Annotated in this window: 13 protein-coding genes; 8 read left to right on the top strand and 5 right to left on the bottom strand. The window is 57.8% G+C overall.

The features are described 5' to 3' along the window. Positions 1-174 precede the first annotated feature (174 nt). Entirely contained in the window at positions 175-1,548 is a 1,374-nt protein-coding gene (locus C4J84_RS19130) for an MFS transporter (protein ID WP_124368051.1), read from the top strand. 60 nt (positions 1,549-1,608) lie between these two features. On the opposite strand, the gene C4J84_RS19125 is transcribed toward C4J84_RS19130, so the two are convergent. From C4J84_RS19125 to flgA, 4 genes are all read right to left on the bottom strand, one after another. Then, positions 1,609-2,358, bottom strand: a complete 750-nt coding sequence (locus C4J84_RS19125; RefSeq protein WP_124435951.1) for a flagellar brake protein — start codon at positions 2,356-2,358, stop codon at positions 1,609-1,611. A gap of 96 nt (positions 2,359-2,454) precedes the next feature. Beyond that, positions 2,455-2,925, bottom strand: a complete 471-nt coding sequence (locus tag C4J84_RS19120) for a flagella synthesis protein FlgN (protein ID WP_124435950.1) — start codon at positions 2,923-2,925, stop codon at positions 2,455-2,457. Between the two features lie 48 nt (positions 2,926-2,973). Then, a complete protein-coding gene (gene flgM, locus C4J84_RS19115) occupies positions 2,974-3,297 on the bottom strand; it encodes a flagellar biosynthesis anti-sigma factor FlgM (protein ID WP_124368048.1) in 324 nt (107 codons plus the stop codon). Positions 3,298-3,438: 141 nt separating this feature from the next. Next, the gene (gene flgA, locus C4J84_RS19110; protein WP_124368047.1) at positions 3,439-4,203 is read right to left on the bottom strand and encodes a flagellar basal body P-ring formation chaperone FlgA; all 765 of its coding nucleotides are present in this window, start codon (positions 4,201-4,203) and stop codon (positions 3,439-3,441) included. Positions 4,204-4,278: 75 nt separating this feature from the next. Here flgA and C4J84_RS19105 point away from each other — a divergent pair, with 75 nt between their 5' ends. The 7 genes from C4J84_RS19105 to C4J84_RS19075 all read left to right on the top strand — a co-directional run bounded on the left by C4J84_RS19105 (position 4,279) and on the right by C4J84_RS19075 (position 10,543). Beyond that, positions 4,279-5,211: a chemotaxis protein CheV gene (locus C4J84_RS19105; protein ID WP_124368046.1), complete on the top strand. Its 933-nt coding sequence runs from the start codon at positions 4,279-4,281 to the stop codon at positions 5,209-5,211. 42 nt (positions 5,212-5,253) lie between these two features. Further along, positions 5,254-6,081, top strand: coding sequence for a protein-glutamate O-methyltransferase CheR (gene cheR / locus C4J84_RS19100; RefSeq protein WP_124364034.1), 828 nt, complete (start codon positions 5,254-5,256; stop codon positions 6,079-6,081). A 306-nt stretch (positions 6,082-6,387) separates the two neighbouring features. Next, positions 6,388-6,795 (top strand): flagellar basal body rod protein FlgB, encoded by a 408-nt coding sequence (flgB, locus tag C4J84_RS19095; RefSeq protein WP_057726450.1) that lies wholly within the window; start codon positions 6,388-6,390, stop codon positions 6,793-6,795. 3 nt (positions 6,796-6,798) lie between these two features. Continuing rightward, on the top strand, positions 6,799-7,242 hold the full coding sequence (gene flgC, locus C4J84_RS19090; protein WP_024076985.1) for a flagellar basal body rod protein FlgC: 444 nt from the start codon (positions 6,799-6,801) through the stop codon (positions 7,240-7,242). A 16-nt stretch (positions 7,243-7,258) separates the two neighbouring features. Beyond that, positions 7,259-7,978: a flagellar hook assembly protein FlgD gene (flgD, locus tag C4J84_RS19085; protein ID WP_124371587.1), complete on the top strand. Its 720-nt coding sequence runs from the start codon at positions 7,259-7,261 to the stop codon at positions 7,976-7,978. Between the two features lie 31 nt (positions 7,979-8,009). Continuing rightward, positions 8,010-9,320, top strand: a complete 1,311-nt coding sequence (gene flgE / locus C4J84_RS19080) for a flagellar hook protein FlgE (RefSeq protein ID WP_124364032.1) — start codon at positions 8,010-8,012, stop codon at positions 9,318-9,320. A gap of 179 nt (positions 9,321-9,499) precedes the next feature. Continuing rightward, complete coding sequence (locus C4J84_RS19075; protein ID WP_124435949.1) at positions 9,500-10,543, top strand: hypothetical protein; 1,044 nt, start codon at positions 9,500-9,502, stop codon at positions 10,541-10,543. Positions 10,544-10,643: 100 nt separating this feature from the next. Here the strand turns inward: C4J84_RS19075 and C4J84_RS19070 are convergent, their stop codons facing one another. Next, positions 10,644-13,535, bottom strand: a complete 2,892-nt coding sequence (locus C4J84_RS19070; protein WP_124435948.1) for a ribonucleoside-diphosphate reductase subunit alpha — start codon at positions 13,533-13,535, stop codon at positions 10,644-10,646. Positions 13,536-13,910: the final 375 nt, after the last annotated feature.

Genomic DNA, 13,910 nt, shown 5'->3' with positions numbered 1-13,910 from the left:
GTGCGTTGTATATTTATCTCCACTTCATGTACCTCGCAGACACGCATACAGCGTCTGAACGGTTAAGCAAAATAATCCCGGAAACGGCTCATGCCGCCTGTCCGGACCCGACCACTGCGGACTATCATGCCGATAGCCCTGTCCCCTCACTGCAAGGAGCCGCTCGGAACGCCGATGCGCCAAATCTGGAAATCTTTTCGAGCCCTCTATTTCGCTTCCCTGATGATGCTGATCGGCTCCGGCCTGCTCAGTACTTATCTGGCCTTGCGTTTGGCGGCGGATAACGTCGATAGCCTGTGGGTCGGTGCGCTGATGGCGGCCAACTACTTTGGCCTGGTGCTGGGCGGCAAGATCGGACACCGTTTGATTGCGCGTGTTGGCCATATACGCGCTTACGCTACCTGCGCCGGTATCGTCGGTGCGGCTGTGCTGGGTCATGGCTTGATCGATTGGCTACCGGCGTGGATCGTGCTGCGGGTGATTGTGGGCCTGGGAATGATGTGCCAGTACATGGTCATCGAAAGCTGGCTCAACGAGCAGGCCGATGCCAAGCAGCGCGGCGTAGTGTTCAGCGGCTACATGATCGCCTCCTACCTCGGTCTGGTGCTGGGCCAGCTGATCCTGGTCATGCATCCCCACCTGGGTCTTGAGCTGCTGATGCTGGTGGCGCTGTGCTTCGCCCTGTGCCTGGTGCCGGTGGCCATGACCCGCCGCATTCACCCGGCACCATTGCACCCGGCGCCGATGGAGCCGCGTTTCTTTATCAAGCGTGTGCCCCAGTCGCTCAGCACAGTGCTGGGGGCAGGGCTGATCGTCGGCTCGTTCTACGGCTTGGCACCGCTCTATGCCTCCCAGCAGGGGTTGACGACCGAACAGGTCGGTTTGTTCATGGGCTCCTGTATTTTTGCGGGACTGCTCGTGCAGTGGCCGCTGGGCTGGTTGTCGGACCGCTATGACCGCGCACTGCTGATTCGCTGCTTTGCCTTGTGTTTGGCAGTGGCGGCTTTGCCTCTGGCGATCATGACCCAGGTCCCTCTGGAAATGCTGTTCGTGGCGGGCTTCCTATGTTCACTCGTGCAGTTTTGTCTTTACCCGTTGGCAGTGGCGTTTTCCAACGACCATGTGGAAGGTGATCGCAGGGTGTCGCTGACCGCTATGTTGCTGGTGACTTACGGCATTGGGGCCAGTATCGGGCCGCTTCTGGCGGGCGTGCTGATGAAGCTGTTCGGCAGCCAGATGCTGTACGCCTTCTTCAGTTTGTGTGCGTTGATCCTGGTATGGCGTATTCGGCCGAAGGCGGTGACTAACCTGCACCAGGTAGACGATGCGCCGCTGCATCACGTGGCGATGCCTGACAGCATGTCCAGTTCGCCGTTGGTGGCCGCCCTTGACCCACGGGTAGATGAGCAGGTGGTACAGGAGCAGATGCAGGCCACTGTTCCTGAGCCAGAGCCCGAACCCACGGTGGACGAGCCGGCTGCGCAGACGCCACCGGAGCCAACGGACCCGGACGATCATCCCCATGATTTGAGCAGGGCACGCCCCTGAACGAAAAAACGGGCAGATCCCATCAGGATCTGCCCGTTTTTTTACAGCTGCGTCCAAGGCTTAAAAATCGTCATCCTTGTCGAAGCGTCGAGCTTCGCGCTGCAGTTGATACACAAAACGCTCCACCTGGCGCTGCACCAGGCCGCTCATATTATGGAAGCGCACACCCGCGAAGGTGGTATTGATCTTGTCTTCGAAATGCAGGTAACGCAGCTCGACAGCGGTGGTCATGTTGCCGAACGGCAGCGCGGCGACAAAGCGGTCATAGACTTGGCCCAGCTGCAAGCGGTCGGAAATGTCGCCTTCAAAGCGCAATTTGCATCCTGTGGCCGAGATATCCAGCAGCTTGCCATTGAACGGTGCCTTGAGCTTCTCGCCGCCCAGTTCGATGTTCACCAATTGCGCCAGCTTCAATGCAGCGCGGAACGCGTTACGACGTTGATGGTAGACCACCTCGCCGGGCATGCCACCAGTGTAAATGCGGTGGCCGTCTTTTTCGCTGATGCTCAGCGTGCCGTTACTTTCCCAGGCGACCCGCACGCCATCATGGAAACCCTCGATGCGGAAGGGCTCGCCATTTTCCAGGTAACGTTCACCATCGCGCGGGATCATTTCGTCCAGTGCCAGCGTCTTCTTATCCCGATCGATATCCACCAGATAGCTTTGGAAGCGTTGGCTGCGCTCGTGGAAAGTGATGATCAATGGATCATGGCTTTCCTGGAGCATTCGCAAAGTGCTGGCGATTTCCAGAGGCGTGGTGAGGACCTTCGGTGGCTGCGGTGCATCTTCCGCATTAAGGGCGTTGAACACAGTTGTTCCATCTCCAGGCAAAATACGACTACACGCAAGAACCGGCATTTTGCCAGTATGTAGCGCACCTTGGATAGCTCGCGCTGTAAACCGGCGTCAGGCTTGGCTGCGGGTGCTTGGCTTGACCAGGCGTGAAGTGGAACCTTGGGCGTTATACAGGGCCGGTGGCTCGCCGCCGTGAAGGATGCGTAACTGGTTGGCGGTGGTGGCTTGCTGAAGCTGGATCGACTGGCCATTGAGCTGATTGGCTTCCTGGCACTGGGCGAGCAACTGATTGAGTTCTTTGCTTTGCGCCAGCAATTGATCGCCGACCGAAGAATGACTTGCCAGTTGTGCCAGGCCGTCGTGATCGGCGGGCAGACCCAGGCTGGTGAGGATTTCGCTGCGCTTCTTGCCGTGCTGTTCGAGCAGCACAATCAGCGACTGTTTGCGCGCAAGTATTTCTTCGAGCAAAGGCATATCCCGGCCATACAGGGCCAGGGATTCCTCTTTGAGCAGCTCGAGCAATTGCTGCGTCGGCGCCAGATCATCAATGATCAGTTGAAGCAAATGTTCGTCGTGGTGCATGGCTGGCCTTGGGTTTTAAGCGTCCAGAAGCCCAGCGCAGGCCTTTGCCTAGCGCTCGGCTTCGAAGTTAAGCAGCTTGCTGGCTACACGGTTGCTGTCGACCGTATAAGTGCCATCGGCGATTGCCTGTTTCAACTCGGCCACACGGGCTTTATTGACAATCGGTTGATCGCGCAGCGAGTCAGTGACCTTCTGCAACTGTTGAGCCTCATTGCTCAGGTGTACCGATTCCCCACTCTGGCTCGCGCTTGCTTGCTCTGCCTTGGCGGGCAAGGGCTGGGACTTGGCTTCTACGCTGTCCTTGGTACCGTTGGTGCGCGTGTTGCCTGGTAAGGGCTGAGTGCTGTTCAAACGATTGAAATCAATGACCATGATAAAAAAACCTCTGGGTAGTGGACGCTTGCCATGTTTTCGGCCATACCCAAACAAACTTTAGGCTTTAGTGACAATAAACCTGTACGGCGCGGCATCCAACCCACAGTGTAGGAAAAGCGGGCAATTGATTCCAGTCATCTATAGCGCCACCTCGACTTGGCCGGGGGCCGTCACCCGTGCCTTGATCACACGGTTGGAGTTGAGGTTCTTGACCCGGATCTGTTCGCTCATACCGCCATTGGACAGCGCTTCCCCCGGCATTCTTACGTTCAACCCGCCGCTGCTGGCGGAAATCACCACTTGGTCACCCTTGCGAATCACTTCCGCCTGCTCCAGATGCACCAGCGTGATCACCTGATCGGTGACCATTGGTCGGGTGAGTCGCTGCCCGATAGCTTGGTCCAGGGATGTCAGGTAACCCTGGTTGATCAGGCTGATATCCCGCTCACGCAGCACAACATCGTCATAGCCAATAATGCCGGTGCGCTTCAAAGGGCGCGCCACCACGACCACGTCGCGGAACAATTTGACCTGGGCCGGCACAAACACCGTCCAGGGGGAGGCGCTCTCACAGCGGACTTTAACGGTTACCCGACCGATGGGCTGGGCGGGGCTTTCCAGGGTGGCTGTCAATTCCTTGTCACACATTGGCAGGCGCAGACGCGGGTCCAATGGGTTGACCTGGATTTCATAGCGCCCCGGTGTCTGGGTGGTTGCCAAATAATCTTCTACAGTGAATTCAAGAAAGCCCTGGGTGACGCCGATAAGTAGATCAGGCAGGGTGACGTTGTCGGCACGAGCCGTAACGCCCACGCCCCAGACAAGCAGCGCCATCGCGGCGCAGAGCAGTCTGCGGTACTTTGGGCGGCTTGGACGTCGGGAAACTGTCATTTTAATATCCATAGCCAAGCAAATTGCAAAGCTCGTGCCGTTTAGTGTTGGGTACGCATCGTACCTCTGGGATTTAGGAGTCTGGGCATGGCAGGAGTAATGGATTCAGTAAACCAGCGCACACAGCTGGTAGGGCAGAATCGCCTGGAGTTGTTGCTATTTCGCCTGGACGGCAAGCAGCTGTACGGCATTAACGTGTTCAAAGTGCGGGAAGTGTTGCAGTGTCCCAAGCTGACGATCATGCCTAAATCCAGTCCGGTGGTATGCGGCGTAGCCAATATCCGTGGCGCAACCATTCCGATTCTTGATTTGGCAATGGCTACCGGCTCCGCTGGTTTGCAGGACCGTCAGAGCCCGTTCGTCATCATTACCGAATACAACACCAAGACCCAGGGGTTCCTGGTGCGCTCGGTGGAACGTATCGTCAATATGAACTGGGAAGAGATCCATCCGCCGCCCAAGGGCACCGGGCGCGATCATTACCTGACGGCCGTGACGCGGGTTGATAACCAGTTGGTGGAAATCATCGACGTAGAGAAAATTCTCGCCGAAGTGGCGCCCACGTCGGAGACCATCTCGGTCGGTGTGGTGGATGCCGAGACAGCGCACAAGGCGGTGTCCCTGCGCGTGTTGACCGTGGACGACTCCTCTGTCGCCCGCAAGCAGGTCACGCGTTGCCTGCAAACCATCGGCGTCGATGTGGTGGCCCTCAATGACGGGCGCCAAGCCTTGGATTACCTGCGCAAGTTGGTCGATGAGGGCAAGAAGCCGGAAGAAGAATTTCTGATGATGATCTCCGACATTGAAATGCCGGAAATGGACGGCTATACCCTTACAGCTGAAATACGCAACGATCCACGCATGCAAAAATTACATATCATCCTGCATACTTCGTTGTCGGGGGTATTCAATCAGGCAATGGTCAAGAAGGTCGGCGCAGATGACTTCCTGGCTAAATTCCGGCCTGATGACCTCGCATCCCGGGTAGTCGACCGGATCAAGGCAGCAGATCACGGCTAGGGGATTTCCCCTGGCGGTCACACGATTTAAGAGGCGGTATCATTGTCTACGGGTAATTTGGATTTCGAACAGTTCCGGGTCTTCCTGGAAAAAGCCTGTGGCATATTGCTCGGTGAAAACAAGCAATACCTGGTATCCAGCCGTCTCAACAAACTGATGGAACAGCAGGGCATCAAGTCCCTGGGTGAGTTGGTCCAGCGGATCCAGGGGCAGCCGCGCAGCGGGCTCAAGGAGATGGTGGTCGATGCCATGACCACTAACGAAACCCTGTGGTTTCGCGATACCTACCCGTTTGAGGTGCTCAAGAACAAAGTGCTGCCGGCGGCCATCAAGGCCAGCCCGGGCCAGCGCCTGCGTATCTGGTCGGCGGCGTGCTCTTCCGGACAGGAACCGTATTCGATCTCAATGTCCATCGACGAGTTCGAACGGACCAACATGGGCCAGTTGAAGGCCGGCGCGCAAATCGTCGCGACCGACTTGTCCGGCACCATGCTCACCAACTGCAAGACGGGTGAATACGATAGCCTGGCCCTGGGCCGGGGTTTGTCCCCGGAGCGTCTGCAGCGCTACTTTGATCCGAAAGGGGCAGGGCGCTGGGCGATCAAGGCGCCGATCAAGAATCGCGTGGAGTTCCGCTCGTTCAACCTGCTCGACAGCTACGCCAGCCTGGGCAAGTTCGACATGGTGTTCTGCCGCAACGTGCTGATTTATTTCTCGGCCGAAGTGAAGAAAGACATCCTGTTGCGCATCCATGGCACGCTCAAGCGTGGCGGGTATCTGTTCCTCGGCGCTTCGGAAGCCTTGAACGGATTGCCGGATCACTACCAGATGGTGCAGTGCAGCCCGGGAATCATCTACCAGGCCAAATAAGCAGTACGCAGTCAAAATGTGGGAGGGGGCTTGCCCCCGATAGCGGTGGTTCAGTTGATATCTTTATCACTGATACACCGCCATCGGGAGCAAGCCCCCTCCCACATTTGTTTTGCCACCATCCCACCGGAAGCGGCAAGTCGTATTGCCGCTTTACTGACGCCACGCGGAAAGTACTTGCCGCTTTTCTGGCATTGCCACCGGCAACCTCCCCGCCAGCCCTTGATATATGGGCCCCCCGCAGATTGGCATGCACCTTGCTATAGCCCTGTTAACGAATAGCAGGTCAGCCTAAAGGTTTCCGCCATGAGCATCAGCTTCGATAAAGCGCTCGGTATCCACGAACAAGCCCTGGGCTTCCGCGCCCAGCGTGCCGAAGTCCTGGCCAACAACATTGCCAACGCCGATACCCCGAACTACAAGGCTCGGGATCTGGACTTCTCCGCCGTGCTCGCCGCGCAGCAGGACAAGACCAAGAACGGCACCTTCGCCTTGAACATGACCAACAGCCGTCATATCGAAGCGCAAGGCCTGAGCAGTGGTGACGAGTCGCTGCTGTATCGCACGCCAATGCAGCCATCGATCGACCAGAACACCGTCGATGCCCAGCTGGAACAATCGAACTACGCCGAAAACTCGGTGAATTTCCAGGCCAGCTTTACCCTGCTCAACAGCAAATTCAAAGGGCTGATGTCAGCCCTGCGTGGAGAATAAGCCATGTCCCTGTCCAGTGTTTTCAATATTGCCGGCAGTGGCATGAGCGCGCAGACCACGCGTTTGAACACCGTCGCCAGTAACATCGCCAACGCCGAGACCGTGTCTTCGAGCATCGACCAGACTTACCGTGCCCGGCATCCAGTGTTCGCCACCATGTTCCAGGGCGGCCAGAGCGGCGGCAGTGATTCGCTGTTCCAGAACCAGGATGCCGCCGGTCAAGGCGTGCAGGTGCTGGGTGTGGTCGAAGACCAGAGCAACCTCGAAGCGCGTTACGAGCCCAACCATCCGGCGGCGAACGAAAAGGGTTACGTCTATTACCCCAACGTCAACGTGGTCGAGGAAATGGCCGACATGATTTCCGCCAGTCGCTCGTTCCAGACCAACGCGGAAATGATGAACACCGCCAAAACCATGATGCAGAAGGTCCTGACCCTGGGTCAGTGATAAGGGGCGCCAAATAATGGCCATCGTTGATACGTCGAACAATACGGCAGTCCAGGACCTCTTCAATTCCAAGGTCAAGGACGCTTCAAACAATGTAGCGAATGTTTCCAAGGCCGCCACAGGCGACCAGGCCCTGGGCAAGGATGCATTCCTGCAACTGCTGGTGACCCAGCTGAAAAACCAGAACCCCTTGTCGCCACAGGATAACGGTGCGTTCGTGGCTCAGCTGGCGCAGTTCAGCAGCCTGGAAGGCATCAACACCCTGAATGACTCGGTGAATAACATCTCGAGCAACTTCAGCTCATCCCAGGCGCTGCAGGCTTCGTCGCTGGTCGGACGTTCGATCATCACCCAGACCGACAAGGCGCTGGTCGATACCAGCAAGAGCATGACCGGTTCGGTGGCGGTGACAGCGGCGACGGGCAACGTCTCGGTCAAGATCACCGATAAAGACGGCAACGTGGTGCGCACCCTCGATCTGGGCGCTCAGAGCGCAGGGGTTTCGGACTTTATCTGGGATGGCAAGAACGAAGCGGGTGAGGTGGCCCCAGCCGGTACTTACACCTTCGCGGCCTCGACCAAGAATGACAAGGGCGACGCGGTTGCCCTGGCCACTTCGCTGCCGGCAACTGTCACCAGCGTGACGCTGAGCAAGACCGGCGGCGAGATGCTGCTGAACCTGGCAGGCGGCATGGGCAGCGTCAAGCTGTCGCAAATTCAGACTATCGGTACATAGAGCCGGCTAAATACGGCAGAGGGAGAGAAACATGTCTTTTAATATCGGCCTTAGCGGCCTCTATGCGGCCAACAAACAACTGGACGTGACCGGCAACAACATCGCCAACGTCGCGACCACGGGTTTCAAGTCGTCTCGTGCAGAGTTCGCGGATATCTACGCGGCGTCCAAACTGGGCACCGGCCAGAACAGCATCGGCAATGGTGTGAACCTGGCGGCGGTATCCCAGCAATTCACCCAGGGTGACGTTAACGGCAGCGGCGGTATCCTGGACATGGCGATCCAGGGCGGTGGCTTCTTCGTACAGAAGGGCAGCGACGGTTCGCTGGAGTACACCCGCAGCGGTGCCTTCCGTGCCGACAAAGACGGCTTCATCACCAACAACACGGGTACCTCGCGCCTGCAGGGTTACGCGGCGGATGATGACGGCAAGATCATCAAGGGCGGGCTCACCGACCTGCAACTGAACCTGACTAACCTGCCGCCCAAGGCGTCCACCAAGGTGGACTCCACCAGTAACCTGAACTCCTCGGAGCCGGTAATCGACCAAACGGCCAAGCCGTTCGACCCGACCAAGACCGATACCTTCACCACTCAATACAGCACCACTTTGTACGACTCCCAGGGCAACGCGCACCCAATGGTGCAGTACCTGGTGAAAACCGACGGCAACAAGTGGAATGCCTATACCCTGATCGACGGTCGCAATCCTGATGGTTCGGCACCGACGGGCACCCCGTCGACCCCGCCTGTAGCGTCGACATTGACCTTCGATGGCGCGGGCAAACTCACCAGCGTGGTGACCGGTGGTGTGTCCGATAAGACGCTCACCGTTGCAGGCTGGGTGCCGGGCACAGTGACTAATGGTGTGTGGAAGGCTAACGGCGCGAACGCCAACCCGGGCGGGATTGCCGTCAACATGGCCAACATTACCCAATACAATTCGGCCACCTACCGTAACCCTCCGGTCACCGATGGCTATGCCACCGGCCAGATCACCGGCCTGAAGATCGACGGCAACGGCGTAATGTTCGCCACCTTCAGCAATCAGCAGAGCAAGGCCATCGGCCAGATCTCGCTGGCCAGCTTCAATAACGAACAAGGCCTGCAACCCGGCGGCAGCACCACCTGGAAAGAGACCTTCGCTTCGGGCCAGCCTGGGTACGACACTCCGCAAGCCGGCACACTGGGTTCGATCGTGGCCAACTCTCTGGAGAACTCCAACGTCAACCTGACCAACGAGCTGGTGGACCTGATCAAGGCCCAGAGCAACTACCAGGCGAACGCCAAGACCATCTCCACCCAGAGCACCATCATGCAGACCATCATTCAGATGACCTGATGCGGTAGCGCTCGACAAGAAGCCCCTCTTAGGAGGGGCTTTTTTGTGGGCGTAAGAAAATAGCCTGCGGCACATCGGGTAACGCCCGGAAATGCTTGAGAAGGAACGCTTCAATCCTGGCGCACCACTGATCGGGCAACGGCCCTGAGGGGCTCAAGAATCAGTGAGGAGGGCTTGGAATGTGGAGCTCAGGAATATCTGCGCCAGGTGCTGGGCGCATAAATCATGTACCGGTCATTGCGCGTAGGGAGTCAGCTTTCCCCGAACCTGCTGGTGAAGTGTCCGCGGTCAAGACATTACTCAACCAGTTGTTCGATGCCGAACAAGGCTCCAAGACCCAGACGGCTCAGGATTTGCGCGACAAGTTGAATGAGCTGCGCCAGAAACTGGGTGATGAGAAATTCAAGGAAGTGCTTAACAAGCTGATCCAGGAAGCGGATGACAAATTCCTTGAGTTCCTCAAACGGATGCTGGAGGAATGGTTTCCCAATGATGATGTAGCACCGCCTGCCCCGCCGCCGCCGGGAGGTCGCGGTGGTGGAGGAGGTGGCGGCGGTAGAGTGAGCCCGGAGGGATTTGGTCCTGTCGAGTCCATGAGCAACAAGCCGATTACCGAAGGCTCAAAGCATTTCAATTACAAGCCTGATAACAGTAATCCGGGGAAAAAGCCGGACAATATCTGGAGTGGGTTCAGCCAGGGGCCTGATGGCAATTGCGTTACCGTTTCTGCAATAAAGGCCGCCATGATGCATTTCGGCCAGAAACCGACAGACATCTACAAAAGTGTGAAAGAGACCGCCAATGGTTACGAGGTGGTCATGAGGGACAGCGACAAGGTCTACAAGTTAACCAAGGACGAATTGCAACAAGCGGCAACCTATGCACGATTTAAGGGTGATGATCCACAAATGATGACTGATGCCAACTTCATGTTTGCGATGAGTGCCAAGCGGGCACAAATGGAGAACAACGATGGCACGGCTGGGAAGGGTTTTATTGAAGCGATGAAAAGTGTGAACGATGGTGAGTACTCTCGTGAAGGGTTAGACCGTTTGGGGCTCAGGAATCATTACAGGCAGGCTACGGATGCCGACTTGCGAAGCAGCAAGGTGGGTACAGTCGCGTACGGGGGGCATTCCATGGCGGTGATCAACGGGCGGGTTGAGTTGTGGGGCCGTCGAGGCGGTGTGCCTCAGGCGGGTATCGCAACCGTATTGTTTTAGCCGCGCACGAACGTTTCACCAGGCAAAAGAAAGCCCCCGATACACCAGAGGCCTATCGGGGGCTTTTCAGCCTTGGGGTCAAACCCAGGGCGTGCTCAGCTTATTGGCAAGCCTCACAATCCGGCTCGTCAATCGCACAAGCCTTCGGCACCGGTGCCGGGCCGGCTGGCGCAGCGAGTACCGAATCGTCACCGTGGTTGCCGCTGGAAACCGCGTTGAGCTTACCGGTGTTGATAGTCGACTTCTCGGTGCTGGTCGCGGCCAGGGCACGGAGGTAGTAAGTGGTTTTCAAGCCACGGTACCAAGCCATGCGGTAGGTCACGTCGAGCTTCTTGCCCGAAGCACCGGCAATGTAGAGGTTCAGGGACTGCGCCTGGTCGATCCACTTCTGACGACGGCTGGCGGCGTCAACGATCCACTTGGTGTCCACTTCGAACGCAGTGGCGTAGAGCTCTTTGAGTTCCTGCGGGATGCGCTCGATCTGTTGCACCGAACCGTCGTAGTACTTCAGGTCGTTGATCATCACCGAGTCCCACAGACCGCGGGCTTTCAGGTCGCGAACCAGATACGGGTTGATCACGGTGAATTCGCCCGACAGGTTCGATTTCACATACAGGTTCTGGTAGGTCGGTTCGATCGACTGCGAAACGCCAGTGATGTTGGCGATGGTCGCGGTCGGTGCAATGGCCATGATGTTGGAGTTACGAATACCTTTCTGCACACGGGCACGTACTGGCGCCCAGTCCAAGGATTCTTCCAGGTCAACGTCAATGTACTTCTGGCCACGTTGCTCGATCAGGATCTGTTGCGAATCCAGCGGCAGGATGCCCTTGGACCACAGCGAACCCTGGAACGTCTCGTAGGCGCCGCGCTCGTCGGCCAGGTCGCAGGACGCCTGGATCGCGTAGTAGCTGACCGCTTCCATGGACTTGTCGGCGAACTCGACGGCAGCATCGGAACCGTAAGGAATGTGCTGCAGATACAAAGCGTCCTGGAAGCCCATGATGCCGAGGCCCACTGGACGGTGCTTGAAGTTGGAGTTCTGCGCCTGTGGCACCGAGTAGTAGTTGATGTCGATCACGTTATCGAGCATGCGTACGGCGGTGTTGACGGTGCGTTCCAGCTTGGCGGTGTCCAGCTTGCCGTTGACGATGTGGTTCGGCAGGTTGATCGAGCCCAGGTTGCAAACGGCGATCTCGTCCTTGTTGGTGTTCAAGGTGATCTCGGTGCACAGGTTCGAGCTATGCACCACGCCGACGTGCTGCTGCGGGCTGCGCAGGTTGCACGGGTCTTTGAAGGTCAGCCATGGGTGGCCGGTTTCGAACAGCATGGACAGCATTTTGCGCCACAGGTCTTTGGCCTGGATGGTCTTGAACAGCTTGACCTTGCCTGGGTACTCGGTGAGGGCTTCGTAGTACTCGTAGCGCTCTTCGAAGGCCTTGCCGGTCAGGTCGTGCAGGTCCGGCACTTCGGATGGCGAGAACAGGGTCCACTTGCCGTCATCGAAGACACGCTTCATGAACAGGTCAGGGATCCAGTTGGCGGTGTTCATGTCGTGGGTACGACGACGATCATCACCGGTGTTCTTGCGCAGCTCGATGAACTCTTCAATGTCCATGTGCCAGGTTTCCAGGTAGGCACACACAGCGCCTTTGCGCTTGCCACCCTGGTTCACGGCAACGGCGGTATCGTTCACCACTTTCAGGAACGGCACGACGCCCTGGGATTTACCATTGGTGCCCTTGATGTACGAACCCAGTGCACGAACCGGCGTCCAGTCGTTACCCAGGCCACCGGCGAATTTGGACAGCATGGCGTTGTCGTGGATCGCGTGGTAGATGCCCGACAGGTCGTCCGGCACGGTGGTCAGGTAGCAGCTCGACAGCTGTGGACGCAGGGTACCGGCGTTGAACAGGGTCGGCGTGGACGACATGTAGTCGAAGGACGACAACAGGTTGTAGAACTCGATCGCACGGTCTTCTTTGTGCTTCTCTTCGATCGCCAGGCCCATGGCCACGCGCATGAAGAACACTTGCGGCAGTTCGAAGCGGATACCGTCCTTGTGGATGAAGTAACGGTCGTACAGGGTTTGCAGGCCCAGGTAGGTGAACTGCTGGTCGCGCTCGTGGTTGATCGCCTTGCCGAGTTTTTCCAGGTCGAAGGTGGCCAGGATCGGGTTCAGCAATTCGAATTCGATACCCTTGGCGATGTAGGCGGGCAGCGCCTTGGCGTACAGGTCAGCCATCTCGTGGTGGGTGGCGCTGTCGGCCACGCCCAGGAAACCCAGGCCTTCGGCGCGCAGGGTGTCCATCAGCAGGCGCGCGGTGACGAACGAGTAGTTCGGCTCACGCTCGACCAGGGTACGGGCAGTCATCACCAGGGCGGTGTTGACGTCGGTCAGGGCCACGCCGTCGTACAGGTTCTTCAGGGTTTCGCGCTGGATCAGGTCACCATCGACTTCTTCCAGGCCTTCGCAGGCCTCGGTGATGATGGTGTTGAGGCGGCCCAGGTCCAGCGGCGCAAAGCTGCCATCGGCCAGGGTGATGCGAATCGAAGGATGCGCCTGGACGGATTCGGCGGCCGGCGCGTGCACGGCACGTTCCTTGGCCCGGGAATCACGGTAGATCACGTAGTCACGGGCAACTTTCTGCTCGCCGGCACGCATCAGGGCCAGTTCGACCTGGTCCTGGATTTCTTCGATGTGGATAGTGCCGCCCGATGGCATGCGACGCTTGAAGGTCGCGGTCACTTGTTCGGTCAGGCGTGCAACAGTGTCGTGGATGCGCGACGAGGCGGCAGCGGTGCCGCCTTCAACTGCAAGAAACGCTTTGGTGATGGCGACGGTGATTTTGTCATCGGTGTAAGGAACGACAGTGCCGTTACGCTTGATCACGCGCAATTGGCCAGGTGCAGTGGCGGCCAGATCCAGGTTCGAATCAGCGGCCTGCGGCACGGAGCCCTGCGGGTTCTCGCGAGTTGTGTCGGTTTGCATGGGGGGTTGTCTCCACGTTCTATATTTGATTGCGAGTGCCAGGCTTTCCTGCAACACCCGTACCGTTTTCCATGTCTCGGATGAAAAACAGCTGCCATCCGCGTGAGCGGTTTGGTCTACTGAAAATCGGTTGGTTCCACGCTGTGCCAGCAATAAAACGCTTGAATTTCGAGCCGCTTATGTGGTTGGGCGCTTATTGCCAAAACCCTACATGTAGGGTCTCTGGAAGTGCCGAGGTACAAGATAATGCGTTTTTGGGGGCTTAGCAACGTACTACCTGTGGATAACGCTGTGGGTAAAATGTGTATGAATCATGGAACGCCCGTGTAGGCCGCAGCACTGCTGGATTACGCCGCCTGTCACCGAATATTTCCA

Origin of the sequence: Pseudomonas sp. R11-23-07, assembly GCF_003852295.1 — a bacterium.
Lineage (GTDB): Bacteria > Pseudomonadota > Gammaproteobacteria > Pseudomonadales > Pseudomonadaceae > Aquipseudomonas.
Note: the sequence above shows the minus strand (reverse complement) of the source record. Positions and strands in the feature narration are given on the sequence as shown.

What these genes read in the sequence shown, in the direction of transcription:
- flgM (WP_124368048.1), bottom strand. Translation starts at nt 3,297, where the DNA reads ATGGTCATTGATTTCAATCGTTTGAACAGCACTCAGCCCTTACCAGGC.
- C4J84_RS19070 (WP_124435948.1), bottom strand. Translation starts at nt 13,535, where the DNA reads ATGCAAACCGACACAACTCGCGAGAACCCGCAGGGCTCCGTGCCGCAG.
- flgD (WP_124371587.1), top strand. Translation starts at nt 7,259, where the DNA reads ATGGCCATCGTTGATACGTCGAACAATACGGCAGTCCAGGACCTCTTC.
- flgB (WP_057726450.1), top strand. Translation starts at nt 6,388, where the DNA reads ATGAGCATCAGCTTCGATAAAGCGCTCGGTATCCACGAACAAGCCCTG.
- C4J84_RS19120 (WP_124435950.1), bottom strand. Translation starts at nt 2,925, where the DNA reads ATGCACCACGACGAACATTTGCTTCAACTGATCATTGATGATCTGGCG.
- flgC (WP_024076985.1), top strand. Translation starts at nt 6,799, where the DNA reads ATGTCCCTGTCCAGTGTTTTCAATATTGCCGGCAGTGGCATGAGCGCG.
- flgE (WP_124364032.1), top strand. Translation starts at nt 8,010, where the DNA reads ATGTCTTTTAATATCGGCCTTAGCGGCCTCTATGCGGCCAACAAACAA.
- C4J84_RS19130 (WP_124368051.1), top strand. Translation starts at nt 175, where the DNA reads ATGCGCCAAATCTGGAAATCTTTTCGAGCCCTCTATTTCGCTTCCCTG.
- C4J84_RS19075 (WP_124435949.1), top strand. Translation starts at nt 9,500, where the DNA reads ATGTGGAGCTCAGGAATATCTGCGCCAGGTGCTGGGCGCATAAATCAT.
- C4J84_RS19105 (WP_124368046.1), top strand. Translation starts at nt 4,279, where the DNA reads ATGGCAGGAGTAATGGATTCAGTAAACCAGCGCACACAGCTGGTAGGG.
- flgA (WP_124368047.1), bottom strand. Translation starts at nt 4,203, where the DNA reads ATGGATATTAAAATGACAGTTTCCCGACGTCCAAGCCGCCCAAAGTAC.